The sequence below is a fragment of the Kitasatospora sp. NPDC043950 genome (assembly GCF_056435345.1).
The window spans coordinates 202995-225738 of the sequence record NZ_JBWKER010000003.1 but is presented as its reverse complement, the minus strand read 5'-3'; the positions used below and the strand labels follow the sequence as shown (position 1 = coordinate 225738).

General features: G+C 70.0%; 20 protein-coding genes and 4 pseudogenes. 10 read left to right on the top strand and 14 right to left on the bottom strand.

Annotated elements, in window-relative coordinates; all coding sequences use genetic code 11:
- Window positions 1–52: 52 nt before the first annotated feature.
- A pseudogene (locus tag AC07BF_RS03205) lies at window positions 53–499 on the bottom strand (alpha/beta hydrolase fold domain-containing protein); the annotation flags it as partial.
- Between AC07BF_RS03205 and AC07BF_RS03200 the strand changes: the two are divergent.
- Window positions 410–1498, top strand: a complete 1089-nt coding sequence (locus AC07BF_RS03200; RefSeq protein WP_478332871.1) for a ribosome-inactivating family protein — start codon at window positions 410–412, stop codon at window positions 1496–1498. The pseudogene AC07BF_RS03205 and the gene AC07BF_RS03200 overlap by 90 nt on opposite strands.
- A gap of 32 nt (window positions 1499–1530) precedes the next feature.
- Here the strand turns inward: AC07BF_RS03200 and AC07BF_RS03195 are convergent, their stop codons facing one another.
- Window positions 1531–4308: an AAA family ATPase gene (locus AC07BF_RS03195; RefSeq protein ID WP_478332870.1), complete on the bottom strand. Its 2778-nt coding sequence runs from the start codon at window positions 4306–4308 to the stop codon at window positions 1531–1533.
- A gap of 165 nt (window positions 4309–4473) precedes the next feature.
- Here AC07BF_RS03195 and AC07BF_RS03190 point away from each other — a divergent pair, with 165 nt between their 5' ends.
- From AC07BF_RS03190 to AC07BF_RS03175, 4 genes and pseudogenes are all read left to right on the top strand, one after another.
- The gene (locus AC07BF_RS03190; protein WP_363588221.1) at window positions 4474–5454 is read left to right on the top strand and encodes an AraC-like ligand-binding domain-containing protein; all 981 of its coding nucleotides are present in this window, start codon (window positions 4474–4476) and stop codon (window positions 5452–5454) included.
- 142 nt (window positions 5455–5596) lie between these two features.
- Window positions 5597–6189 (top strand): annotated as a pseudogene (locus AC07BF_RS03185) (Dps family protein).
- A 143-nt stretch (window positions 6190–6332) separates the two neighbouring features.
- Window positions 6333–7106 carry an FAD-dependent oxidoreductase gene (locus tag AC07BF_RS03180; protein WP_478332869.1) on the top strand — a complete coding sequence of 258 codons (774 nt, stop codon included), beginning with the start codon at window positions 6333–6335 and terminating at the stop codon, window positions 7104–7106.
- Window positions 7107–7233: 127 nt separating this feature from the next.
- Complete coding sequence (locus AC07BF_RS03175) at window positions 7234–8004, top strand: pirin family protein (protein ID WP_478319315.1); 771 nt, start codon at window positions 7234–7236, stop codon at window positions 8002–8004.
- Between the two features lie 77 nt (window positions 8005–8081).
- Here AC07BF_RS03175 and AC07BF_RS03170 read toward each other — a convergent pair.
- From AC07BF_RS03170 to AC07BF_RS03155, 4 genes and pseudogenes are all read right to left on the bottom strand, one after another.
- Window positions 8082–8354: pseudogene (locus AC07BF_RS03170) on the bottom strand (ubiquinone-dependent pyruvate dehydrogenase); the annotation flags it as partial.
- Between the two features lie 53 nt (window positions 8355–8407).
- Window positions 8408–8905 carry a (2Fe-2S)-binding protein gene (locus tag AC07BF_RS03165; protein WP_363588227.1) on the bottom strand — a complete coding sequence of 166 codons (498 nt, stop codon included), beginning with the start codon at window positions 8903–8905 and terminating at the stop codon, window positions 8408–8410.
- Window positions 8902–9834 (bottom strand): FAD binding domain-containing protein, encoded by a 933-nt coding sequence (locus AC07BF_RS03160; RefSeq protein WP_363633276.1) that lies wholly within the window; start codon window positions 9832–9834, stop codon window positions 8902–8904. Before AC07BF_RS03160 ends, AC07BF_RS03165 begins: the two co-directional genes overlap by 4 nt.
- A complete protein-coding gene (locus tag AC07BF_RS03155; protein ID WP_400812275.1) occupies window positions 9831–12107 on the bottom strand; it encodes a xanthine dehydrogenase family protein molybdopterin-binding subunit in 2277 nt (758 codons plus the stop codon). Before AC07BF_RS03155 ends, AC07BF_RS03160 begins: the two co-directional genes overlap by 4 nt.
- A 451-nt stretch (window positions 12108–12558) precedes the next feature.
- Between AC07BF_RS03155 and AC07BF_RS03150 the strand changes: the two are divergent.
- Window positions 12559–12792: pseudogene (locus AC07BF_RS03150) on the top strand (response regulator transcription factor); the annotation flags it as partial.
- A 74-nt stretch (window positions 12793–12866) separates the two neighbouring features.
- Entirely contained in the window at window positions 12867–13922 is a 1056-nt protein-coding gene (locus AC07BF_RS03145; protein WP_363588233.1) for an AraC-like ligand-binding domain-containing protein, read from the top strand.
- A 31-nt stretch (window positions 13923–13953) separates the two neighbouring features.
- Here AC07BF_RS03145 and AC07BF_RS03140 read toward each other — a convergent pair whose 3' ends face one another.
- The 4 genes from AC07BF_RS03140 to AC07BF_RS03125 all read right to left on the bottom strand — a co-directional run bounded on the left by AC07BF_RS03140 (window position 13954) and on the right by AC07BF_RS03125 (window position 16869).
- Complete coding sequence (locus tag AC07BF_RS03140; RefSeq protein WP_363589756.1) at window positions 13954–15267, bottom strand: IS630 family transposase; 1314 nt, start codon at window positions 15265–15267, stop codon at window positions 13954–13956.
- Window positions 15268–15336: 69 nt separating this feature from the next.
- On the bottom strand, window positions 15337–15696 hold the full coding sequence (locus tag AC07BF_RS03135) for a hypothetical protein (protein WP_478332868.1): 360 nt from the start codon (window positions 15694–15696) through the stop codon (window positions 15337–15339).
- A complete protein-coding gene (locus tag AC07BF_RS03130) occupies window positions 15693–16439 on the bottom strand; it encodes an NUDIX domain-containing protein (protein WP_400989901.1) in 747 nt (248 codons plus the stop codon). Before AC07BF_RS03130 ends, AC07BF_RS03135 begins: the two co-directional genes overlap by 4 nt.
- 94 nt (window positions 16440–16533) lie before the next feature.
- A complete protein-coding gene (locus tag AC07BF_RS03125) occupies window positions 16534–16869 on the bottom strand; it encodes a hypothetical protein (protein WP_400989898.1) in 336 nt (111 codons plus the stop codon).
- Window positions 16870–17409: 540 nt separating this feature from the next.
- On the opposite strand from AC07BF_RS03125, the gene AC07BF_RS03120 reads away from it, so the two are divergent.
- On the top strand, window positions 17410–18138 hold the full coding sequence (locus AC07BF_RS03120) for a GntR family transcriptional regulator (protein WP_478332867.1): 729 nt from the start codon (window positions 17410–17412) through the stop codon (window positions 18136–18138).
- A 187-nt stretch (window positions 18139–18325) separates the two neighbouring features.
- On the opposite strand, the gene AC07BF_RS03115 is transcribed toward AC07BF_RS03120, so the two are convergent.
- Complete coding sequence (locus tag AC07BF_RS03115; RefSeq protein WP_363633774.1) at window positions 18326–19261, bottom strand: major capsid protein; 936 nt, start codon at window positions 19259–19261, stop codon at window positions 18326–18328.
- Window positions 19262–19937: 676 nt separating this feature from the next.
- On the opposite strand from AC07BF_RS03115, the gene AC07BF_RS03110 reads away from it, so the two are divergent.
- On the top strand, window positions 19938–20594 hold the full coding sequence (locus tag AC07BF_RS03110) for an EF-hand domain-containing protein (protein WP_400987405.1): 657 nt from the start codon (window positions 19938–19940) through the stop codon (window positions 20592–20594).
- A gap of 74 nt (window positions 20595–20668) precedes the next feature.
- On the opposite strand, the gene AC07BF_RS03105 is transcribed toward AC07BF_RS03110, so the two are convergent.
- Window positions 20669–21178, bottom strand: a complete 510-nt coding sequence (locus tag AC07BF_RS03105; RefSeq protein WP_478332866.1) for a transposase — start codon at window positions 21176–21178, stop codon at window positions 20669–20671.
- A complete protein-coding gene (locus AC07BF_RS03100; RefSeq protein ID WP_478332865.1) occupies window positions 21175–21513 on the bottom strand; it encodes a hypothetical protein in 339 nt (112 codons plus the stop codon). The genes AC07BF_RS03105 and AC07BF_RS03100 overlap by 4 nt, the downstream gene beginning before the upstream one ends.
- Window positions 21514–21609: 96 nt before the next feature.
- Between AC07BF_RS03100 and AC07BF_RS03095 the strand changes: the two genes are divergently transcribed.
- Window positions 21610–21984, top strand: coding sequence for a hypothetical protein (locus tag AC07BF_RS03095; protein WP_478332864.1), 375 nt, complete (start codon window positions 21610–21612; stop codon window positions 21982–21984).
- Window positions 21985–22062: 78 nt separating this feature from the next.
- Here the strand turns inward: AC07BF_RS03095 and AC07BF_RS03090 are convergent, their stop codons facing one another.
- Window positions 22063–22641, bottom strand: coding sequence for a hypothetical protein (locus tag AC07BF_RS03090; protein WP_363586223.1), 579 nt, complete (start codon window positions 22639–22641; stop codon window positions 22063–22065).
- Between the last annotated feature and the right edge of the window lie 103 nt (window positions 22642–22744).

Here is a 22744-nt window from a genome sequence, read left to right as displayed (position 1 = left end):
CCGCCGGTGCACAGCACGGTGGCACCGGGTCCTCGACGGTGCGGAGCGGACGTCAGACGGCGTGCAGCGCCGCACGCAGGGTCTGGGTCGCCAGGGTGATGGCGGCCTGGGCCGCGTGCGTCTCGCGCAGGGCGTTGAGCATCACGAAGTCGTGGATGATGCCCTGGTAGCGCACGGCGGTGACCGGGACGCCGGCCGCCCGGAGCTTGTTCGCGTATGCCTCGCCCTCGTCGCGCAGCACGTCGGCCTCGCCGGTGATCACCAGCGCGGCGGGCAGACCGGTCAGCTGCTCGGTGGTGGCGCGCAGCGGGGAGGCGGTGATCTCGGCGCGCTGGGCAGGGTCGGTCGTGTACTGGTCCCAGAACCACTCCATGCCGTCGCGGCGCAGGAAGTAGCCGGTCGCGAACTGGTGGTACGAGTTGGTGTCGAAGGCGGCGTCGGTCACCGGGTAGAAGAGCACCTGGTGCCGGAGCGGCACGTCGCCGCGGTCCTTGGCCATATTTCCGTCTCCTCATGGTGCGGGGTGGTCCGCCCGGCAGGTGCCGGCCGCGGCGTCGCCCGGCCGGCGCCCGAGTCCCGAGGCGTGGCCGCTACCGTAGAACCGCCCGGCCAGGCCGCGTTGTCCGACGGCGCCCGACCTCTGGTCTCTGCGCGCAGTCCCCAGCCGACCCGGGTGCCACTGCCGGCCGGCCCGTCAGGCAGGCAGGCAGGCAGGCAGTTGGGCAGTTGGGCACGCAATCAGGCAGCGCTTGTACGCCCTGGGGCAAGGCCGGGACACAGCTCGTCAACTCGTCCGATCTACTGTCAACCATGGCTGCGAACAGCGCAGTTGACGTTGACAAAGCACGACGAGGGCGTCGTCAGGGTCTCGCTGACGGCCGACGACGACGGCGGCACCGGCCGGGGGGTGGACCTCTGGATCAATCCCGACAATCTCTACGTGGTGGGGTTCTCCCCCCAGGCCGCCCCGGGCGTCTCGTACGTCTTCAACGACATCTTCGCCAGTGCCCCGATTCCGGGAGTCCGCAGGCTCCCGTTCGGCGGCAACTACGTCTCCCTCGCCCGCACCGCCCAGCGGGACCGGTCCACCACGCCGGTCTCCTTCGACAGCGTGCGGCGAGCCGTCGTCGACCTGGCCAACCAGCGCTCCGCCGATCAGGATCCGCGCACGACCGCCCGCGCGCTGATGCTGCTCCTCCAGTTCACCTCCGAGGCCGTCCGGTTCAACGACGTCGAGGGCGTCTTCCGTAATGTCCTGAACGACAGGGGAAGCTCGGGCAGCGGCATTCCCTCCTGGGTGCAGCAGCTGGAGAACAACTGGGACGCACTGTCCAACTTCTACTGGAACGAGATGGGGGTCGGCCCCAATCCGCGCCCCGCGCCCCTGCGCATCGGTGGCACCACCGTCAACAACGCCCATGACGTCCTGCGCTACGCGCGCACCCTGCTGCCGCCGGTCGTGGGTACCTCGTTCAAGCCCGGCCACGACGAGCTGTAGCGGCCGGCCGGCGTCGCCATGCGGACCGGCGGTCAGCCCGCACGCTGCGCGTCCCCCAGCGCGTCGTGCAGTTGGGTCCGGGTGGTGATGCCGAGCTTGGGAAATATCTTGTGCAGGTGGAAGCCGACGGTGCGCGGGGAGAGCAGGAGCTTGGCGCCGATCTCCCGGTTGGTCAGACCGGCGGCGGCCGCGCGGGCGATCTCCAGCTGTTGCGGAGTCAGGTCGGCCGTGCGGCCGGCGGTCTCCGTACGGGTGGTCGGCACACCGGCGGCCCGCAGCTCCGAGGCGGCCCGCTCGGTCCAGGGACGGGCGTCGAGCCGTTCGAAGACGCCGAGGGCGGCGCTCAGCTCGGTGCGCGCCTCGGTGACCCGGCGGTGGCGACGCAGCCACTCCCCGAACTCCAGCCGCACCAGCGCCCGTTCGAAGGGCCACAGGTCACCGGCCGGGTCCGCGAGGGCGGCGCGGAAGTGCTGCTCCGCCTGGTCCAGCCCGCTCAGCAGCGCGCAGGCCCGGTTCACCACCACCTCCAGGCGCGCGGAGCGCAGCCAGCCGAGCGAGCGCACGGCAACCTCCAGCACGGCCCGCGCGTCGTCCTCGTGACCGGCGCGGACAGCCGCGGCGGCGAGGTCGCCGAGGTAGTAGTACGACGCGTGGTAGTGCACCGGGGCGGGGTGGAAGTCGCGGGAGAAGACGGCTCGCAGCTGCCGGTACGCCGCGAGGTGGTCACCCTCGGCGAGGGCTGCCAGAGCGAGCGCGTGGCAGGACCGTACGAACAGGCTGGGCGAGCAGGACAGGTCCACCCCGGCGACGGCCGTCCCGATGAGCTCGCGCGCCCCGCTCGCGTCGCCGTGCAGCGCGAGCAGGGTGCCCTGGAGGATGGGCGATCCCACCGCGGCGTTGTCCGAGCCGACCTCGACGGCCACCCGGTACGCCTCCTGCGCGGTGGACCGCGCCGCGGACCAGGCGCCGCTGTCGAAGAGTGCGAGCGCGAGCGCCTGCGCGACGACCGCGTTGCCGCCGGCCGTCGGAGCCCGGTGCAGATGGTCCATCGCCTGGCCGAGCAGCCGAACGGCCAGCTGCGTCTCGTCGAGAATCCAGGCGGCGGCGCCGAGTTCGGCCAGATGCGCGAGTGAGTCCTCGGGCGCCTCGGCCACGCAGCGGCGGAGCTCGGGCAGCGCCCACTCGCGGTCCGTGAAGGGTTCGGTGCCGGCCCGCAGCCAGATCCGGTCCACCTCGTCCGGCTGTTCCGGCACCAGCTCGGCGATCCGGCGCAGCTCCGCGCGGTAGAAGAGGGAGCCCGCGTTGTACGCCGGGGTGGCTGCCGTGCCCAACGCGCCCAGGGCGAGCTGGGGTGCCCGCTCGACCATGGACTGCGCGACGGGCACCAGAAATCCCAGCGATTCCTCGTGCCGGGTGGTCACCGCCAGGGACCAGCCGGCGCGCATGGACGCCTCGGCGAGCAGTTCCGGGTCCTCCGCGATCGCACAGACCCTGACCGCCAGCTCGCCCACCCACTGGGGGCAGCCGCCGAGCATCGCCATGGTGGCGGCTTCGAGCAGCCGCCTCGCCCGCAGGTTCGCGTCCGGGGTCAGTGCGGCCGCACGTTCGAGGGTGGCCGCGGCGGCGGCGTATCCGCCGCGTCGGCGTGCCCGCTCCGCGCCGGCGGCCAGTGCCCCGGCCACCTCCTCGTCCGGTCCGAGCGTGGCTGCGGCAAGGTGCCACGCGTGCCGGTCGGGGTCGTCCACCAGTGCCTCGGCCAGCGCCTGGTGGGCGGCGCGCCGCTCCTCGAAGGAGGCCGCCTGATAGACGGCGGAGCGCACCAGCGGATGGCGCAGCCGGGCCTGCCCGGACTCCAGTCGCACCAGGCCCGCCCGCTCGGCGGGTAGCCACACCTGCGGGTCCCCCGCGTCCGGGGTGGCCCGCAGCACCTCGGAGAACTGCGCGGGGCCGGCCGCGGCGGCCAGCAGCAGCACCTGCCGGGTCCGCTGCGGGAGGCCGGCGAGATCCGCCGCGAAGATGCGTTCCAGACGGGCGGTGAGCGGAAGCGATTCGGCGGCGTCCGCCCCCTTCGCTCCGCCGGGCTCCCGGGCGACGGCTCGGGCCAGCTCGGTCAGCGCCAGCGGGTTGCCGCTAGCCTGCTCGAAGATCCGCAGCCGGGCCCGGCCGCGCGGCGGCTGCGGCTGGCGGTCGAGAAGCAGGCCCGCGGCCGCGCGGTCCAGCGGTGTGACGGCCAGGACGGCGAACTCCCGGTCGAATTGCCCGGGAAGGCCTTCCTCCCGCGCGGCCAGCAGGACGCCTATCGCCTCGCCGTCCAGCCGACGGGCGAGGAAGGCGAGCACCTCCACGCTGCCCTGGTCCAGCCACTGGGCGTCGTCGACGAGCAGGAGCAGTCGCCGGCCGGTGGCCGCGTCGGACAGCAGACTCAGGACCGCGTAACGGATCAGCAGCGGATCGGGCTGCCGGTCGCCGACAGCCGCCTGCTGACCGAAGGCGACCAGCAGCGCTTCCCGCTGCGGAGCGGACAACCGGTCGGCCTCCCCCAGCAGCGGCCGCAGCAGCTGGTGCAACCCGGCGAATCCGAAACCTTCCTCACCCTCACCGGCGCGAGCCCGCAGCACCTGGAAGCCGCGGCCCGCCGCCCGGGCCGCGGCCCAGTCGACCAGCGTGCTCTTGCCCGCGCCGGGTTCGGCGGTCAGCACGAGCACCTGGGCGCGGACGCCGGCACGGCTGTCCACCGCGTCGAGCACCCCCGCGATCCGCGCCAGCTCACGCTCCCTGCCGACGATCTCCGAGCCGCCGAAGCTCTCCATGCCCACCCCTGCTGTTGGTCCTTGCCCGCGGCTGCTCCATGCGTTCCACCGCCGAGACCGGTCATCTGGCAGAAGCGCCGCCCTGTGCGACGCCTGCAAGATAGTGCCAGGTCAGCGGTGGTGACTCCATGCCCAACGCCCACGGCTGACGACGAGGGGAGCCCTGTGCCAACCACCGTATCCACCGAATCCCTGTCCCCCGGCGAGCGTGCCGAGTTCTGGCACGAGGCCGTCGCGCGGGCGTTCATTCCGCTGGAGCTCCGGCTCCTCGAACGGGAGCCCTCCCCCGGGACCCTCAGCAGTGACCGGCTGGGAGTCGTGCAGATCTCCGGAGTGGCAGCCGGACCGCAGGTGGTCACCCGCAGCCGCCGAACGATCGAGGCCGGCGGCGAGGGCTGGGTCGCGTTCACGATTCAACACCAGGGCCACGCGAGGATCTCCCAGGACGGCCGGGAAATCATCTGCGGCCCGGGCGGGTTGGCGCTCTGCGACTCCAGTCGCCCGTTCGCCAAGGAGTTCCCGGGCGCCTTCGGGTTCACCGCGTTCCGGCTGCCTCGGCACGTCCTGCACGTGTCCGACCGAGACCTCGGGGCGGCCACCGCCGCGCCGTTCGCATCCGCGTCCGGATCCGTCGGGCTGGTCACCACGTACCTGCGGAAGCTGGCCTCCGAGGCGGCGAAGCTCGACCCCTGCGCAGGGATCCGGCTCGCCGACACGGCCGTCGATCTGCTGGCCCTGCTCATCCAGGAGCACAGCGGCCATCTGGACCCGACGGCACCGGAGATGGCGCCGGCCATGCTCGCGCGGATCAAGGACTACATGATGTGCCGTCTCGGCGACCCGTCACTCTCGCCCGAGCGGATCGCCACCGCACACCACGTCTCGGTCCGCTACCTCCACAAGCTCTTCCAGGGCGAGGAGACCACGGTGACCCGCTGGATCCAACGCCGCCGGCTCGACATGTGCGCACACGACCTGTCCCGGCGCGCCTTCGCCACACCGACCGTCTCAGCCGTGGCCCGGCGCTGGGGATTCGTCAGCCCGACCCATTTCAGCCGCGTCTTCCGCGCCGCCTACGGCGTCACGCCCCGCGAATGGCGCGCCCGGGCAGGGGGCGACGATCACCCGCTCACCCCGGCTCGGTGACGGCGTGCGCCCGAGCCGGGCGCGCAGGGGCAATGATCGGTGCGCTTCGGAACAATCCCGCACTTCGCGCGCCCATAGCTTTGCCCGAGTCACTGGACCGCGACCGGGGGGTCACCGGACCGCGACGGCCGAGGGAGTTCCCATGAGCAGTTCCGACCACCCCACCATCGGCGGCAGCAGCCAGCCACTGCTGCACCAGAAGGGCCAGGAGATCCAGGAGTTCGGAACCGTCACCCAGGTTCCGCTCGGCCTCTCCCACGATGCGCGCCTGTACGCCTGTACGCCTGCCAGCGGCTCAACCGGGTACTCGCGGACACCCGGATCCTCTACACGCTCCACAAGAAGCACCACTGGCTGATGCGGGGGGCGACCTTCTACCAGTTGCACCTGCTGCTGGACAAGCACGCGGACGAGCAACTGGCGCTGGTGGACGTGCTCGCCGAGCGGGTCCAGTCCCTCGGCGGAGTGGCGGTCGGCGACCCGCGGCACGTCGCGGAGATCACCTCGATCCCGCGTCCGCCGGACGGCGTCGAGGAGGTGCCGGCGATGCTGTCGCGGCTGCTGGCGGCGCACGAGGCGATCCTCGTCGACGCCCGTGATGCCGCTGGCCGGGTCGCGGCGCTCGGCGACGACGGCACCAACGACCTGCTGGTCTCCCAGGTCGCGCGGACCGGCGAGGCGCAGGTGTGGTTCCTGGCCGAGCACCTGGTGGACACCCCACTGGTGCGGCTGTGACCCACCCGCTCCACCCGCACCCCGCCTCGCAGCGCTGACAGGAGTCACCATGGCGTCGTCCGCGACGGTGGAACTGTCCCGCCGGCAGTTCGCCATGGTGCGCGGCGAGGGGGCTGCTGCCCGCCTGGGGGCCGTTCGCCGCGGTGCGGGTCGCCGACGGGCTGCGCGGCGAGGGCGTCGGGATACGCACCGGGGCCGAGGTCGAGCGCCTGACCCGGGACGGCTCGACCGGCGTGGTCACGCCGTACCTGGCCGACGGCTCCACGGTGGAGTCCGAGGAGTTCCTGGTGGCCACCGGCCGCAGTCCGCGTACCGCCGGGCTCGGCCTGGAGACGGTCGGCCTGGCGCCCGGCGGCCGGCTGCTCGTGGACGGCAGCTGCCGGGTCACGGAGGTCGCCGCCGGCTGGCTCTACGCGGCCGGCGACATCAACCAACGCTCGCCGCTCACCCACATGGGCAAGTACCAGGCCCGGGCCTGCGCGGCGGCGATCGCGGCACGCGCCGCCGGACGCCACGCGAACCCCACCCCCTGGGCCGCCTGGGCGGCCACCGCCGACCACCACGCCGTACCGCAGGTGGTCTTCACCAGGCCGGAGGCCGCCGCCGTCGGCCTGACCGAGGAGCAGGCCCGCCGGGCCGGGCTCCCGGTCCGGGCGGTGGAGTACCCGATCGGCGACGTCGCCGGAGCCTCGCTGCTCGCCGACGGCTACCGCGGGCACGCCAAGCTGGTCGCGGACGAGCAGCGATCCGTCGTGGTCGGCTGCACCCTGGTCGGCCCCGGTGTCGGCGAACTGATCCACGCGGCGACCGTCGCCATCGTCGGCGAGGTCCCGCTGGAGCGTCTGTGGCACGCCGTCCCGGCGTTCCCCGCCATGAGTGAGATCTGGCTGCGCCTGCTGGAGCAGTACGGGCCCTGACACCGCCCCCGCGAGGCGCCCCCGGACGGAATAGTTGAACAATGAACTATGTTCTCTTGTGCAGGGTGCCACAAAGGCGCCACCGGGCCCTCGCGAGAGCTCCCGGACCGCCCGAAAGGAGAACACGGTGAACACCACCGCGAACCACCCCCGCGTCGACGTCCGCCGCGCCGGCGAGCGCCTCGCCACGAAGATCGACTGGCTGGACTCCAAGCACTCCTTCTCCTTCGGCGGACACTACGACGCCGCCAACACCCACCACGGGCTGCTGCTCGTCAACAACGACGACACCGTCCGCCCGGGAAGCGGCTTCGAGACCCACCCGCACCGCGACATGGAGATCGTCACCTGGGTCCTACAGGGCTCGCTGGTCCACCAGGACTCCACCGGCCACTCCGGCGTGATCTACCCCGGACTCGCCCAGCGCATGAGCGCCGGCACCGGCATCCTGCACTCGGAGAAGAACGACTCCTGGCGCCTCAGCGGCGCCAACGCCCACACCGATCCCGTCCACTTCGTGCAGATGTGGGTCGTCCCCGACGAGGGTGGCATCACACCCGGCTATGAGCAGCTCGAAATCGACGACGCGCTGCTGTCCGGCGGCCTGATCCCGGTCGCCTCCGGGATGGACAAGCACGACGGCGCCGCCGCCATCCGCATCAGGAACCGCTACGCGGCGCTGCACGTGGCCCGGCTGCAACCCGGCCAGAGCGCCGAACTGCCCGACGCCCCCTTCGTGCACCTCTTCGTCCCGCGCGGCAATGTCGCCCTGGAAGGCATCGGCCCACTGGCCGCCGGCGACGCCGTACGCTTCACCGCGATCGGCGGGCAGAGGGTCACCGCGGTCGAACCCGCGGAGATCCTGGCCTGGGAGATGCACGCCACCATCGCCAACTGACCCGCCAAGACAGCGCACAGGTAAGGCGGCGGGCGGCAGACCCCATCCGCCGTCCGCCGCCCTTGCATGACGCTGCATCAAATTCCGGGAATGTTGCGCAGGTTGGCGCGGGCCGGCTGCACCATGCGTCCGACGCCGCCGTTCACGACGGTGCGGCCGGCGGACAGGGCGAACCCGATGAGCTGCTCGGAGGTGATCCTGGGCGGGATGGAGAGCGCGTTGGGGTCGGTGACGACGTCGACGAGGGCCGGGCCCGGGTGCCGGAGGGCCTCGCGCACCTCCGCCGGCTGCTCCACCCGGATGCCCCGCGCACCCGCGGCCCTGGCGATCGCCGCGTGGTCGGTGTGCGAGCAGGTCGCGTGGCAGCCAGTGCGCGTGGCCGTCGATGATCCCCGCGGGGATGTCACCGGTTACCGGCGTCCCGCTCTCCTCCGGTCTGCTCGCGCGCGGCCCGCAGGATCGCGCGGCGGATGGGTTCGTAGCCGGTGCACCGGCAGATGTTGGAACCGACCAGGCCGTCGACGCGCTCCGGGGAGTCGCCGATGGCGGGATCGGCCTCCAGCGCCCCGGCGGCCACCATCAGGAATCCCGGGGTGCAGAAGCCGCACTGCAGGGCGTGTTCGGCGGAGAACGCACGCTGGAGCGGGTGGGGCTCACCCTCGGGCCCGGCGAGCCCTTCCACGGTGCGCACCGAACTGCCGTCGCACTGCACCGCGAACATCAGGCACGACCGGACGGCCTCGCCGTCCACCAGCACCGTGCACGCCCCGCAGATCCCGTGCTCGCAGCCCAGGTGAGTGCCGGTGAGCCGGCAGTCCTCCCGCAGCACGTCGGCGAGGATGCGGCGCGGCTCCACGTCGAGCGGATACGCCTCCCCGTTCACCGTAAGAGTGATCTTCACGTGTGGTCTCCCTTGGGCTGGGCGAGGCGCGACCGCTGGTCGTTCGCCGCCTGGCACAGTGTCCTGCCGACCAGGACCGCGATGGCGTGCCGCTTGTACTCGACATCGGCGAACGGCTCGGGCAGGGGTGCGGCGTCCTGGGTCGCCGCGATCCGGCCCGCGTGGGTGAACGGATGGCCGTCGGGCAGCCGGTAGCCGTCCACGGGCGCGCCGACCTCGGTGCCGATCAGCGACTGCTCGGCTGCGTGGGCCCGCAGCGGCCGGTCGGCGCAGTTGACCAGGCCGATCCGCGCCTCGCTGATCACCCCGTCGCACACGGTCAGCGCGGCGGCGACGGCCACCTGGGCGAAGCAGAAGTGCGTGCGCCGGTGCTCGACGAAGCCGACCCCTGTGTCGTCGCCGAGCAGCGGGAACCGCACGGCGGTGATGAGTTCCTGCGGTCGGCGCGCGGTCCGGTGCGGACCGTGGAACCAGTCGCGGGCCGCGACCGTGCGTCTGCCCTCCAGGCCGCGCACCTCGATGTCGGCGCCCAGGGCGGTGCCGATGGCGCACCACTCCGAGGCGGGGTGCGCCCAGGCGAAGCTGCCCACCATCGTGCCGCGGGAGCGGATCGGCGGATGCGCGATGTTCACCGCGGCATGCGCGAACAGCGCGCCGAGCGGGCCCGGCACGGCCTGCGCCGACTCGAAGGCGCCGTGGCGGACCAGGGCGCCCACCCGCAGCGTGTCGCCGTCCACGCTCAACCGGTCGAGCCCGGCGATGCGGTTGATGTCGACCACCAGCTCGGGGCGGATGCGCTGCAGGTGCATGTCGAGAATCAGGCTCTGCCCGCCGGCGAGCACCTGGGCCTTCCGCCCGAGGTCACCGAGTGCCTCCACGGCTTCGGGTACCGTGCGCGGCACGACGTAGTCGAAAGCGGCGGGCTTCACCGGACCTCCTCCTCGTGTTTCGGGGCGCGGGCCGCTCGCCAGACCACGTCCGGGGTGAGCGGCATCTGCAACAGGTCCGGGTCGGCGATCCGCAGCGCGTCGGCCACCGCGTTGACGATCGCGGCCGGAGTACCGATGCACCCCGACTCGCCCGCGCCCTTCGCGCCCAGCGGCGTCGCCGGGCTCGGGGTGCAGGTGTCCTTGACCTCGATCGGCGGGACCTCGGTGAACGTCGGCAGCAGATAGTCCAGCAGACCCGAGGCCAGCACCGGCACGCCGTCGTCGTCGTAGGTCATTCCCTCGTACAGCGCCTGGCCGATGCCCTGGACGGCCGACCCGAAGGCCTGCCCGCGCACGATCATGGGATCGAGCACCACTCCGCAGTCGTCCACGGTCACCACCCGCAGCAGCCGGACGGTGCCCAGCTCCGGATCGACCTCGGCCACCACCGCGTGGGAGCCGAACGGAAAGGCCATCCCCGACTCGAACCGGTCGTCCACCCGCAACGGCCCGGTGACCTTCACCAGGTCCGCCACGCCGATGGCCGCCGGGCCGTCCTTAGCGGCATGCACGATGCCGTTGGACCACTCCACCTCGTCAACCGGCAGATCCCACAACCGCGCTGCCCGCTCCCTGGCCTTCTCGATCAGCGACCGCGAGACATGCTGAAGCAACGCGCCCACCACCTGCGCGGAACGGCTGGCGAACGAGCCCAGGCCCTCGGGCTGCTCGTCGGTGTCCCCCTCGACCAACCGGACCCGCTCCTCGGCCACCCCCAGCGTCCCGGCGACCAGCGCGGCGAAGACCGTCTCGTGTCCCTGACCGCTGGGCGCCGCACCGCACCGAGCGGTGACCGTGCCGTCCTCGCCGACCTCGACACTGCCGAACTCGTGCAGCCCGCCCGCCTCGCCACCGGAACGCTCCACGTAACAGGACAGGCCGATGCCCAGCGGCAGGGCGCCCGGATCCGTGCGGCGCCGGGCCTGCTCGGCCCGCCACTCGTCGTACCCCAGGGTTCCCAGCGCCAGGTCCAGCGCGGCGGCGTAGTTCCCGCTGTCATAGCACCGCCCGGTGGGCGTCAGGTACGGGAAGCTCCCGGGCGGGACGAAGTTGCGCCGCCGCAGCTCCGCCGGATCCAGACCCAGCCGACGCGCCATCACGTCCATCGCCCGCTCCAGCGCGATCGTCGCCTCCGGCCGGCCGGCACCGCGGTAGGGATACGTCAGCATCGTGTTCGTCAGCACCGAGCGAACACTCGCATGCACCTGGGGAGTGGTGTACGGGCCCGTCGCCAGCCAGGCGGTCTGCATCGGCAGCCCCACCCCGAGGTGCGGATAGGCGCCCACGTCGGCCTCGATCTCCAACTCGTAGCCGAGCAACCGCCCATCGGCGTCAGCCGCGAGCCGCACCCGCTGGTCCTGCCCCCGACCCCGGGTCGCGACCAGCATGGACTCCAGCCGGTCCTCGATCCACCGCACGGGCCGACCCAGCCTCACCGCCAGGAAGGCGACCACGACGAACTCCGGGAACGCCGCGCTCTTCGACCCGAACGCCCCACCGGTATCCGGCACCACCACCCGCACCCGGTCCACCGACCACCCCAGCAACGCCGCCAGTTCACGACGCAGCCGATGCGGCATCTGGTGCCCCGACCACACCGTCAGCCGGTCCCCCTCGGGCACGGCGAGGATCGTGCGGCACTCCATCGGCGTGGGCATCAGCAGTTGCTGGCGGTACCGGCCCTCCACCACGGCCGCCGCCTCCCGCCACACCGACTCCTCGACCGGCTTCCCGGCCTCGCCTCGGAACGCGATGTTGCTCAGCCCGTCGAAGAGCCGCACCGAATCGTCCGCCGCGGCGGACGGCGTCACCATCGCGGGCAGCGGATCGACCCGGCAGGAGACCTCCGCCGCCCCGTCCTCGGCCCGGTAACGGTCCTCCCCCAGGACCACCGCGACCGCCTCGCCCGCGTACCGCACCCGGTCCTTCACCAGCGCCGGCCACTCCCGACCGGCCACCGACTCCTCGTGGGACAGCCCGGCCAGCACCGTGTACGGCACCGCGGGCAACTCCGACAGCTCCGCGGCAGACCAGGCACCCACCACACCGGGCACCGCACGGGCGGCGGCACAGTCCACCTCGCGCAAAGTGCCGTGGCCCACCCTGCTTCTGACGAAGACCGCGTCCAGACAACCCGGCACCGCGATATCGGCGACGTAGCGGCCTTGGCCGGTGAGCAGCCGCCCGTCCTCGCGCCTGGTCCATCGCTCCACGAATACACACCTCTGCGCCTCGTCATTGTTGCGGGGAGTGACCGTTCACGAGCGTAGGCGTCGCCCGTGACAGGCAACCCGCGACATCCCGGCCCGTGCGCCCTGGGACAGGCTCTGTGCACTGCGCGGCAGGCGGCTGCTTCCTCGTCAGGGCGCCGCCAGGGCTCTGTGTTCCGACTACGGCCCGGCTTCCGTCCAGTTGTTGCAGCCCGTCAGTCGGTCGGCTCGGTGGCCTGTCAGTCGGCGCGGTGGCAGCGGATTCTGCGGGGAGATGCCCTTCAGGGCGCCCGCTGCTCGGCTTCGCCGTCCTGCGGGCGGTCGGCGTCGAAGCGGAGACGGAGTTCGCCTTCGGCGCCCTGCACCAGGCCACCTGGCCGCTGCTGCAGCCTCGGCCACCTCGGCCACCTCGGCCACCCCGGCCGCCCCGGCCGCCCCGGCCGCCCCGGCAGCGGAGCTGACCGGCCAGGAGCTGCGCGTCGCCCGGCTCGCCGCGACCGGCCTGAGCAACAAGGAGATCGGCCACGCGCTCCGCCTGTCGCCCCGGACCGTCGCGGCGCACCTCTACAAGATCTTTCCCAAGCTCGGCATCACCTCTCGGGCCGCTTCCTGTTCTGCCCGTGCACTGCGCCTGTGCCGAGAGCGCACGATCGCCCCCGCCCCGCGAACCGGCAGTCAAATGACTTAGCGCCGCCGCCGACCCGCGGACCAGGCTGACTGCGCAGGGCGTCGGCCGAGAGGGGCAGTCAGGTGAATGTGACGGTGACCACCGCCTCCATCCAGGAGGACAAGAAGGCGGAGTTCTGGGGAGAGGCGGTGTCGCGGACACTGGTGCCGGTGGAGGTGGTGCCGCTGGCCGACCGGCCGTTCGAGGGCCGCCTGGTGTCGCACCGGCTGGGATACCTGCGGGTGTCCACGATGGAGGCGGACGCGACGCGGGTGTCGCGCACGGCCGGCCTGATCGCCCGGTCCCCGCAGGCGGAGCCGCAGGTGGGGGTGGGTGTACAGGCGTCCGGCCGCGCCGTGTTGCGGCAGGACGGGCGTCGGGCGGAGGTGGCGGAGGGCGGCCTCGTGCTGTACGACACCGCGCGGCCGTACTCCTTCGACTACCCGGAGCGCTTCCGCTCCCACGTCTTCCAGGTGCCGCGCAGGCTGCTTGGGCTACCGGAGTGCGACATCCGGCAGGCGGCGGGGACGGCCATCACCTCCACCGAGGGGTTCGGGGCCGTCCTGCTCCCCTTCCTGGACACACTGGCGGCCTCCGCGCACTCCTACCCCGCCTCCGTGGGCGACCGGTTGGCCGGCAGTGTCGCCGATCTGCTCATCATGCTCGTCGGCCAGCTCACCGAACCGGCGGCCACCGACTCCCGCACCTGGAGCGGCCATCTCGTCCAGCGGGTGCGGGAGCACATCAACCGCCACCTGGGCGATCCGGAGCTGTCGCCGGAGAGCATCGCCCAGGCGCACCACATCTCGGTGCGCTACCTGCACCGGGTCTTCGAAGGCGAAGGGGTCACGGTGGGCCGGCTCGTCCAGCGGTGCCGACTGGAGGCGTGCGCCCGGGAGTTGGCCCGGCGCGGCGGTACCGTGCCGACGGTCTCGGCGGTCGCCCAGCGGTGGGGGTTCGTCAACCCGGCACACTTCAGCCGGGCCTTCCGCGCCGCCTACGGGGTGTCCCCGCGCGAGTGGCGCGCGTCCCGTACCTCCGGAGCGACCGACAGCGCGCCGAGCCGTGTGGTGCCTGCGGAACAACAACAGTACGCGGTGGAGCAAGTCTCGATGCCTCCTCGGCAACACGGCCGACCGATCGGTGACTAGTGTGATGCGCCACAAATCATGGGGGTAGTAATTACCGTGATGCCTGGACGACTGGGTTGATCTTGGCGAGGTAGTCGGCGAGGGACTTGAGGATCTCGTCGGCGGTCTTGGTCCAGGTGAACGGTCTCGGGTCCTGGTTCCAGGTGTCGATCCAGACCTTGATGTCGTCTTCGAGGGCTTTGACGGAGGTGTGGACGCCGCGACGGATGAGCTTGTCGGTCAGCAGTCCGAACCAGCGCTCGACCTGGTTGATCCAGGACGAGCCGGTCGGGGTGAAGTGGACGTGGAAGCGCGGATGCCGGCCGAGCCAGGTCCGGATCTCGGCGGTGTTGTGCGTGGCGTAGTTATCGCACACCAGGTGCACGTCGAGTTCAGCGGGGACCGCTTTGTCTATCGTGACCAGGAACTTCTTGAACTCCAGGGCCCGGTGGCGCCGGTGCAGTTCGCTGATGACGGTGCCGTCGGCGATGTTGAAGGCGGCGAACAGGCTGGTGATGCCGTGCCGCAGGTAGTCATGGGTGCGCCGTTCGGGCATGCCCGGCATCATCGGCAGGACCGGCTGGGACCGGTCCAGCGCCTGAATCTGGCTCTTCTCGTCGACGCAGAGCACGACGGCCTTCTCGGGCGGGTCGTGGTAGAGCCCGACGACGTCCACGACCTTGTCCACGAACTGCGGGTCGGTGGACAGCTTGAAGCTGTCCTGCAGGTGCGGCTTGAGGTCGAACTTCCTCCAGATCCGCCCGACGGTCGACTTCGACAGGCCCGACCGGGCGGCCATCGAGGACCGCGACCAGTGCGTGTCCCGCCCGGGAGTGGACTCCAGGGTCGCCACCAGCACGTCCTCGACCTGGTCGAGCAGGATCGAGGGCGGCCTGCCCGGACGCGGCTCGTCCTGCAGGCCGTCCAGCCGCTTGTCGATGAACCGCGCCCGCCAGCGCTCCACGGTCGACTCGTCGACGCCCAGATCCATCGCGGCCTGCCGGTTCGTCCCGCCCTCAGCGCACCGCAGCACGATCCTGGCCCGCAGCGCGAGAAACTGCGCGGTCTTCGCCCGCCTCGCCCAACGCGTCAACTGGTCCCACTCGGCCTCACTGAGGACCAGGTCGGCCTTCGGCCTGCCGATGCGGCCCGCATCCTGCAGGCCGGCCAGCCCCTCGGCCGCGAACTTGCCGCGCCACTTGCGCACCGTCTTGTCTTGAACGCCAACGAGCTTTGCAGCAGCGGAATTCGACATACCGTCAGCACACGCCAGAATGATCCGGGCCCGTTCAGCGGCTCTTCGGTCCCAGGACCCCGCCCGACGCAGCAACTCGGCACGCTCGTCCTCAGACAGCGAGATCACCACGGCAGAAGGCCCAGGATGCGACACCATAAAAGGGTATCAACTTACCCTCATGATTTGTGGCGCATCACACTAGGCCGGTTCAATCCGGCCAACCGGCGCGTACGTCACGGTGACGTCCGCCCACTCCTGCCGACCGTTGGGCTCGTACGTCCACCTGCCGTGCGCTTCGGCAACCTGCTTCGCGTGGCGGAGCAGGATCTCGCCGAAGTCCGCCATGGCGGGCGGGACATCCAGCGTCCACCACCGTCGAGCGGCTTCTGAAATCAGGTGCGCGGCAAGCCGTTCGAAACAGTGCACGGCAGCGAACCCGTGGACGTCTAAGCCGCCGGAGGTGACTCCGGGGACACCGGGCTGACCCCGAAACCAGTACTCCGCCTGCCATGCCTTGCCTTCGGGGTTGAAGCCGCCCCCGGACGTCTCCCCCATCATGCGTCACGACGTTCGGCCGCCGGCTGCCCGATGAACAAGAGGGGCTGACGAAGTCCACTTTCGAGGATGCCGACGGATACCCGGATTCGCGTCAACATGTAGGGGGCGACGAGTTCATGCAGCTCTTCGAGCCCCGCCCACCGGTGCCCACTGAACGCCCGGAAGGTTCCTACCGGGACACCCCGTTCGGCCAACAGCTTCATCTCCAGACGGGAGGCCTCCCCGCCGTCGCAGACCACGGTGAACCCTTCGACGGCCCCCGTGCTGGGGTTGGCCGGGATCTGGTCAACCCCCAGGTGATGCGTGATGACCCGGCGCATGCCGGTCTGCTCGACAAGCTCACGCGCAGCGCCGTCCGCCACTTGCTCGCCCGGACGAACGTAGCCCCCCGGCAGCCGCAGACCCGGCCGATCCGTGGGCTCCATCAGCAGGATCCGCTGATCCGCGTTCATGATCAGAATCTCGGCACTGAGCCGACGCTCAGGCCGTCGAATGTCCGTGTCATTCAAGGGGGTTACCGTCCAAGGGTGGGCATAGTGGGCCCGCCCCGGGGGAGAACGGAGAGAGATTTCCCGGGGCGGGAGTCGATGGGGCCGGTCCCCCGGTTGTATGTCAGAACGCCCAGGGGGACCGGCGTGCAACCCGGGGAGCAACCCCGGGCGTTCAGGGGTGGCCCCGCCCGCCCACGACGGGGGACGCGCGGACAGGCGGGACCGTTTTCCCGTACCGGTGTCTCCGCCCACTTACCGACTTCCCCGGTGCGGGGTACGGGAGTTGGAACCCATCCCCAGCAGGCGTCTGCCATGACAGCGCGCTCGGGACGGGGGTCTGAAGGGGTTACCTGGAGGGCGGCTGCTCGACACGGCGGAGTTCCCCGTCGGGGTCCGTGATGACGAGTACGAGCGGCACGTCGTCGGGGATGAACAGTTCCGCGCGGACACACTCCGCAACGACGGCATCATGGTGCTTGTCGACGTCTTCCGACGAGACGAACGGGATGGACAGTGCCCCCTCGATCTCCAGCTCGTAGCCGTCGGCGGGCACGATCTCCACGTTCACTTCACGCGGCGTCGGGGTCACCATCTGCGTTCGTTCCTCAGGGGTCTTCGTAGTGGTCGGGAGTCGACGGCAGTCCCAGCCGGCGCCGGTCAAGCTCCGCTCGAAGCTCCACATGCCAGGGCTTCAGCGGCTGTGCGCGTTCGTCGCGGATGATCTGTCGTCGCCTCGGGCTGAACATCGTTACGGGCCAAGCGAATTGAAGGCTCAAGCCCCAGAGTATCTGAGCCGTGACCACCGGATGTATGGCCCGGTGGAGCCACAGTCGCCCCTGGGAACGAGTCTTCATACGGCGACCGTCGGAACGGGCGTGGTCCGCTGAAACCGCTTCCGGCCGCAGACCTGAACACGCGCGTCGTCCGGGTGCGTCGCCACGTAGTCCGGCGGCAGCAGGTAGCCAAACCTGCGGCAGACACACGCCCAGGTGGTGAAGCCCTCCGGATCCGGCGGCTCAGGGGCGAATCAGCTCACCGCACGGGCACCTCTCCTCCGCGTCTTGCATGTGTGCTCCCTCGGAACAGGGCTGGTCACCGATCAACCGACGGCCAGTCAGCGAACTAGTCCAGCATGAAGAGTGGCCTAGTTCAGCCGCTACGGTTCCGAGTGAACTAGTCTGCTCAAGCGGGGGGATCGTCCGCCGAGTGGAAGCGAGCGAACGTGCCGAGCAAGACACCGAAGACGTGGTCTGTGATCGCGGATCACTACCGCCAGCGAATCCTCTCGGGAGAGCTGGAACCGGGCGCAAAACTGCCCAGCAACAAAGAGATCGCTGGCCGCTGGAACGTTGCCGTGGCCACGGTCAGCCGTGCACTCCAGCACCTCCAAGTAGAGGGCTATCTGCGCACGTCACCACGTGGAACGTTCGTCGCGGACGACCCACGCGTGAGTGCCAGCAGCCGGGATCGTCTTGCCCGGGTGCAGAGGGTGAAGTCCAGTCTCATGGACGGCGAAACCAGCCGTGTGACGGCTGCCGAACTCGTCATCCCGCCGCTCTACGTAGCAGATCTCTTCGACCTGGAACACGGCGCACAACTTGTACGTCGCGAGTACATCGCTGGACGCGGCAAGTCACGCACCCTCTTTGCGGTGTCCTGGTATCCCGCGCACTTCGCTGCACTAGTGCCAGACCTGCTCAACACGGCGCCGGGGCGCAACGATGGGATCACGGCGCGGGTCCTCGAAGCCACGGGCCGAACCATCACGGCGGCACGCGACGACATGCACGCGCGAACGGCTGACCAGCGCGAAGCCGCCGCCCTGGCGGTGTCGGTCGGCAGTGCCATCCTGGCGCTCGTCCACCGTTGGTCGGATGACGAAGGGTTGATCGAGTACACGGAGGCTTGCCTGCCCGCCCAGTTCACCATCGGCTACGAGTACACGCCGTAGATCGACTCAGAAGACAGAAGGGTTCCCACGGCCCGGAGTTGGAGTTCAGCCCTGCCGGGTGGGCGGGCTTCGTCGCCGGGGTCTGCTCCGGTGCGTTCGGCACGACCTGACCCGCCAACGCAAAAGAGGCCCCCGTCCCCACAACCCGATAGGGAAGTAGGGCGGGGGCCTTCACCATTCCAGCGGATCAGCCAGCGAGAACGTTCATCAGACGCGCTGAGGCCTTACCGCCGAAAAGTGCGATACCGCAATAGAACTCGATGCGAGTTCGATAAACCGGCTTGTCGTGCGCTTCGCCCAAGTCGGTCACCTGGATTCCACCATTGGTCAGACCCGTGACACCGGCGTCCGCCTCGGTGGAGCCGAACCGAACCGCGTAAATGTCGCCAGTCTCCTTACCGCCGGTACCGGCCGTGAGCGGGAGAATGTCCGTACCATCGAGCTTCTGGCCGGGGTCGAGCATCGGAATGCCGTTCCACATGGTGGCCTTCTTGCCGTTGATCTCGGACGTCAGTAGCTCCGCGCCACCGAGCCGGCGGAACCCGGAACGGATCTTCGCCAGGATCGCCGCATTCATGTACAGCGCGCCGTTCTGCCCGCTGATACCGCGAACCTGCCCGGTCAGCGCGTCAAGTGCATCGAAGAAGTCGTATCCGTTGGCAACCGGGCCGGCTCCCTTTGCATCGAGCACCTGTCGGCCGATCAGCCGCTTCCGAAGACCGTCAAGCCCCTTCGGATTCACAGCGGTGTCACCATTGAAGAACTGATCCGAAAAATGCAGCGAAGCGGCCTTGATCTTCAGCGTCTCCTGAATTGCCCGCTGATCGTTGATATTGCCGCGCGTCTGCACGAGAAACTTGTCCACATCGGAGTCGCCGCCGAGAATGGCAAGGGTTTCGATGCGTGAACTCACCGCACCCACACTCTCGGGGTACGCCTCGTTCACGGCACGGAAGGAAACTCCGGGAAGCTCGAATTCCTCGTTGTACCGGTACGCCGTACCCTCGGTCGAGATGAGAGGGAGGCGGTCCAGAATGGGCGACTCCTGGACGAACGTTTCGATCACGCCACGCTGAAGGTCTTCCGTGGAGAGCTTCGCGGATTCGGCGAGGGTAAGGGCCATAATTAAAATCTCCTAGTTTTGCAGGAATTGCTGTTACTTGATTCTGGGAAGGTCATTCCCAGATGTCCGAGTCACCCTCGGACTCCGGCGCCGCGATATTCGGTCACTAAAAGCAGCCCACTCGGGCATATTCTCGCCCCGCCAAAAACGATCAAATTAGCCATCAGAGAAAGACACCTCCCTGCCGGTCAGGGTGGGAACGGGAGGGGGTCACCCCCCTGGGTAAACCCGCAGGTCAGAGCCCTGTCACCGGCTTGACCCGCTCGGCAGCCCATCCGCCCGGTTGGTGGGCGGCCGTCTCCCGGCCGTGACACTGCGTGCACAACGGCCGAAGCCTGTGCCACACGTCCGGGTCTGCGACGCCGCGGGCAACCAGCGAGCGACGCGACTCGGGGAAGTGGTCGACCACCACAGCGGCGCGAGCGCAAAGCACGCACCAGGGATGCGCGTACAGGTAGGCCCGTCGGATCCAGGCCCAGCGCCGGGAGTCGTAGCCGCGCTCTGCCGCACTACCTCTCTGCTGTTCCGCCTCGCGCTGGTGCTGCGGACAACGACCACCACGGTCGGTCAGCTCGGGGCACCCGGGAACGCTGCACGGGGGGCGGGGTCTGCGGGGCATGGGATACCTCGGATCTACTCGACCAGCAGGAGGGGTAGTTCTAGTTCACTCGTTCGAGTGATTGAGGTGTTCCGGACGATCACGGTGGGCAGTGCTCCGGGCGACAAGAAGCCGCAGAGAGATGAGATAACCATGGATGTAAGTACTGTCACGCTGAAGCAGTTCGAACGGTGGCTTCTCATGGCCGACTCGCCCGAGGACGGCCTCCCGTTCGCGGACGGCAGGGTCAGCAAGGAGGAGTGGCTCGCCTACGCCCGGAGTGACCAGGGCAGGTTCCGCGACGGACTGTGGAACGAGCAGGAAGCCGCCAAGCTCTTCGATGACCTCGACTCGGACAACTCCGGCTTCCTCGACCGGGAGGACGCCATGGCCGTGGCGGAGCGCGAGTGGGCCGCACGGGAGGCTTCCACCCTCAGGGTCAACAAGCTCAAGGAGCCCTATCCCACCGGAGAGGTGCGGATCATCAACACCAAGCTGGAACAGTCCACTGGCGGTCAGTATCAAGACGGAGTCATCAAGAAGGTTTGGCGGGGTGATGGTGGCGATGACGACTACGGGGTCACGCTGTACCGGCCGACATACGGCAGCGAGGTAACCGTCTACCCCAGGGGCTCAGATCTGGTCGTCGAGGCTACGCGGAACGCCGGCTACGCCAGCGAGGCCAAGGACAACCAGCGTGAAAAGGAACGCAACTCCTGGACAAGCGGGCAGTAGCCTCCCGATCTGACGCATTCCACCAGGGCCCTACCGCCCCGGCACGGACCTCTCAGAGGGTGTTCGATACCGATTTAGGCTGCCGCGAGAGGTTTCGGGCGGAGGTATTGCCCGATTTTGTCGGGGCTGGCGGTCAGGCGGTTGGTCATGGAGTTGACCATGGCCCAGTGGATCATCGAGCGTGACCGGTCCGGCAGTTCCTCGTAGTCGCGGTGGAGCCGCCGGTACCGGGACATGATCCCGAATGCCTGCTCGACCCGCCAGCGGATCGGCTGGACGACGAAGCCCTTCTGCTCCTTGTCGCGGGCGACCACCTCGACGTCGATGGACAGGTCGGCACCGTGCCTGACGACGGCGTTGTTGTAGCCGGCGTCCACCCACACTTTGGTCACGGTGGGCCACTGGGCGGCGAGGGCGTCCAGGACCTGCTTACCGCCCGCGGAGTCCTGTACGCCCGCGGCGGTGACGATCAGGACCAGGATCAGGCCAAGGGTGTCGGTGGCGATGTGGCGCTTGCGGCCCTTGACCCGTTTCCCGCCGTCGTAGCCCTGGCTGTCGGCCGGGGCGTTCGGTGAGGCCTTCACGGACTGGGAGTCGATGACCGCGGCGCTCGGCAGGATCCGCCGGCCAGCTCGGTCAGGCCGTGCACCGCAGCGTCCATCCTGTCGGGGCTGTCCATCCCGGCGACCCAGGTCACCATCTGTCCTTCCAGCTCCGGGTAGTGCCCGACGTGGTGGACCCGGCCCGGCTCGTACAGCTGCGTCACCGGCTCCGCGTGCAGCCGCTTGCCGACCTTGGCGTTGACCTCGACGATCAGCGGCATCAGCTGGCCGTGTGTCTCCCCTTCGCGGGCGAGTTGGTCCCACGCCTGGGTGAGGATCTGCCGGGCCATGTTGCCGCCGTAGTTCGCCTCGACCACGATCGCGTCCGCGCGCAGCTGCAGCGCGAGCCGGCAGGCGGTGAGGCCCCAGTCGTTGGCGCCGAGGGTGTCGGACTCGTCGGCGACGACGTACAGGTGGTCCTGGTAGTCGAGGCCGAGGCCGACGACGCCGGTCTCGTCGTTGAGGGAGCTGTCGCCGCCGGACGGGTCGACGCCCGGCTGCGTGGCGTCCTGCGCGGCTACACCACCGAGCGGACCACCGCCGACGAGGTCCGGGCGAGTGGTATGGGCCCCTACCTCACCGAGCAGTACCGCACCGTGTCCGCACGGCTGGAGTACCCGCGTACCGCGAACGTCGGCATCATCCGGCTCCTCGCCTCGGGCACCCTCGACCTCGCCCCCGAACGGGTCCGATCCTTCGGCATCAGTGCCGTCAACGACGCCGTCACGTACGCCACCTCACACGGTGGCCCGTTCGACCGCGCAGTCCTCACCCCACCGGCTCGCTGACAAGGGCCGACTGATCTCCACAACCCGGCGCCACGGCCCACCGCCCGTCAGGAGAGCCGAGCCGACGCGTTCAGGTGGCTACTGGGCCAGCACCACGGTGAAGGCGAAGAGGACGACGGCGAGGACGACGGTACACAGCACCGCGGTTCTCACGGGCGTCAGCCGGTCCCGGAACTTCTTCTCCGGCAGGACGCGCAGGCTCGGACTGGTGCTGTGCTTCCACCAGTCGACGACCCGCCGGAAGTCGGCGTCGAAGTCCTCCGACGGGTGGAGGTCGCTGGCCATCACGGTGGACATCCAGTGGCGCCGACCGTCGGTGGTGTGGATCCGGGCCACGCGTGTGGGCGCGCCGCGGCCTTGGATCTCCGACACGTCGATCCAGGAGATCTGTTGCCAGGAGTAGGTGCGGCCACGGCCGAACCCCCAGCAGATGGTGACTCCGTCGGTACCGACCCTGCTCCAGTACCGCATGGAGAGGAGGCGGCTCGCGGCGGCCAGCACCACGGTCCCGCCGACGAGGAGGACCATGGGGCCGAGGCCGAGGTGGAACTTCAGGTGGCCGGCGACGAGTTCGACCGTGACGACGATGAGCACCGGCCCGAGATCGGACCAGTCCGGGCGGAATCTGTCTTTCCCCCGGAAGATCAGTTCTTTCACACCGCGCACACTACGCCTCCCTCGGCCCGGCCTCGCAGGGGGATGGGTGGACGGCCGTGCGGCTCCCGTCAGAGCAGGTCGAATACCGACAAGTCGGCCGGTA

Bases quoted from the DNA above. Each gene is read 5' to 3' on its own strand.
- AC07BF_RS03195 (WP_478332870.1), bottom strand. From the start codon at position 4,308: ATGGAGAGCTTCGGCGGCTCGGAGATCGTCGGCAGGGAGCGTGAGCTG.
- AC07BF_RS03135 (WP_478332868.1), bottom strand. From the start codon at position 15,696: ATGATGGGGGAGACGTCCGGGGGCGGCTTCAACCCCGAAGGCAAGGCA.
- AC07BF_RS03125 (WP_400989898.1), bottom strand. From the start codon at position 16,869: ATGTGGAGCTTCGAGCGGAGCTTGACCGGCGCCGGCTGGGACTGCCGT.
- AC07BF_RS03115 (WP_363633774.1), bottom strand. From the start codon at position 19,261: ATGGCCCTTACCCTCGCCGAATCCGCGAAGCTCTCCACGGAAGACCTT.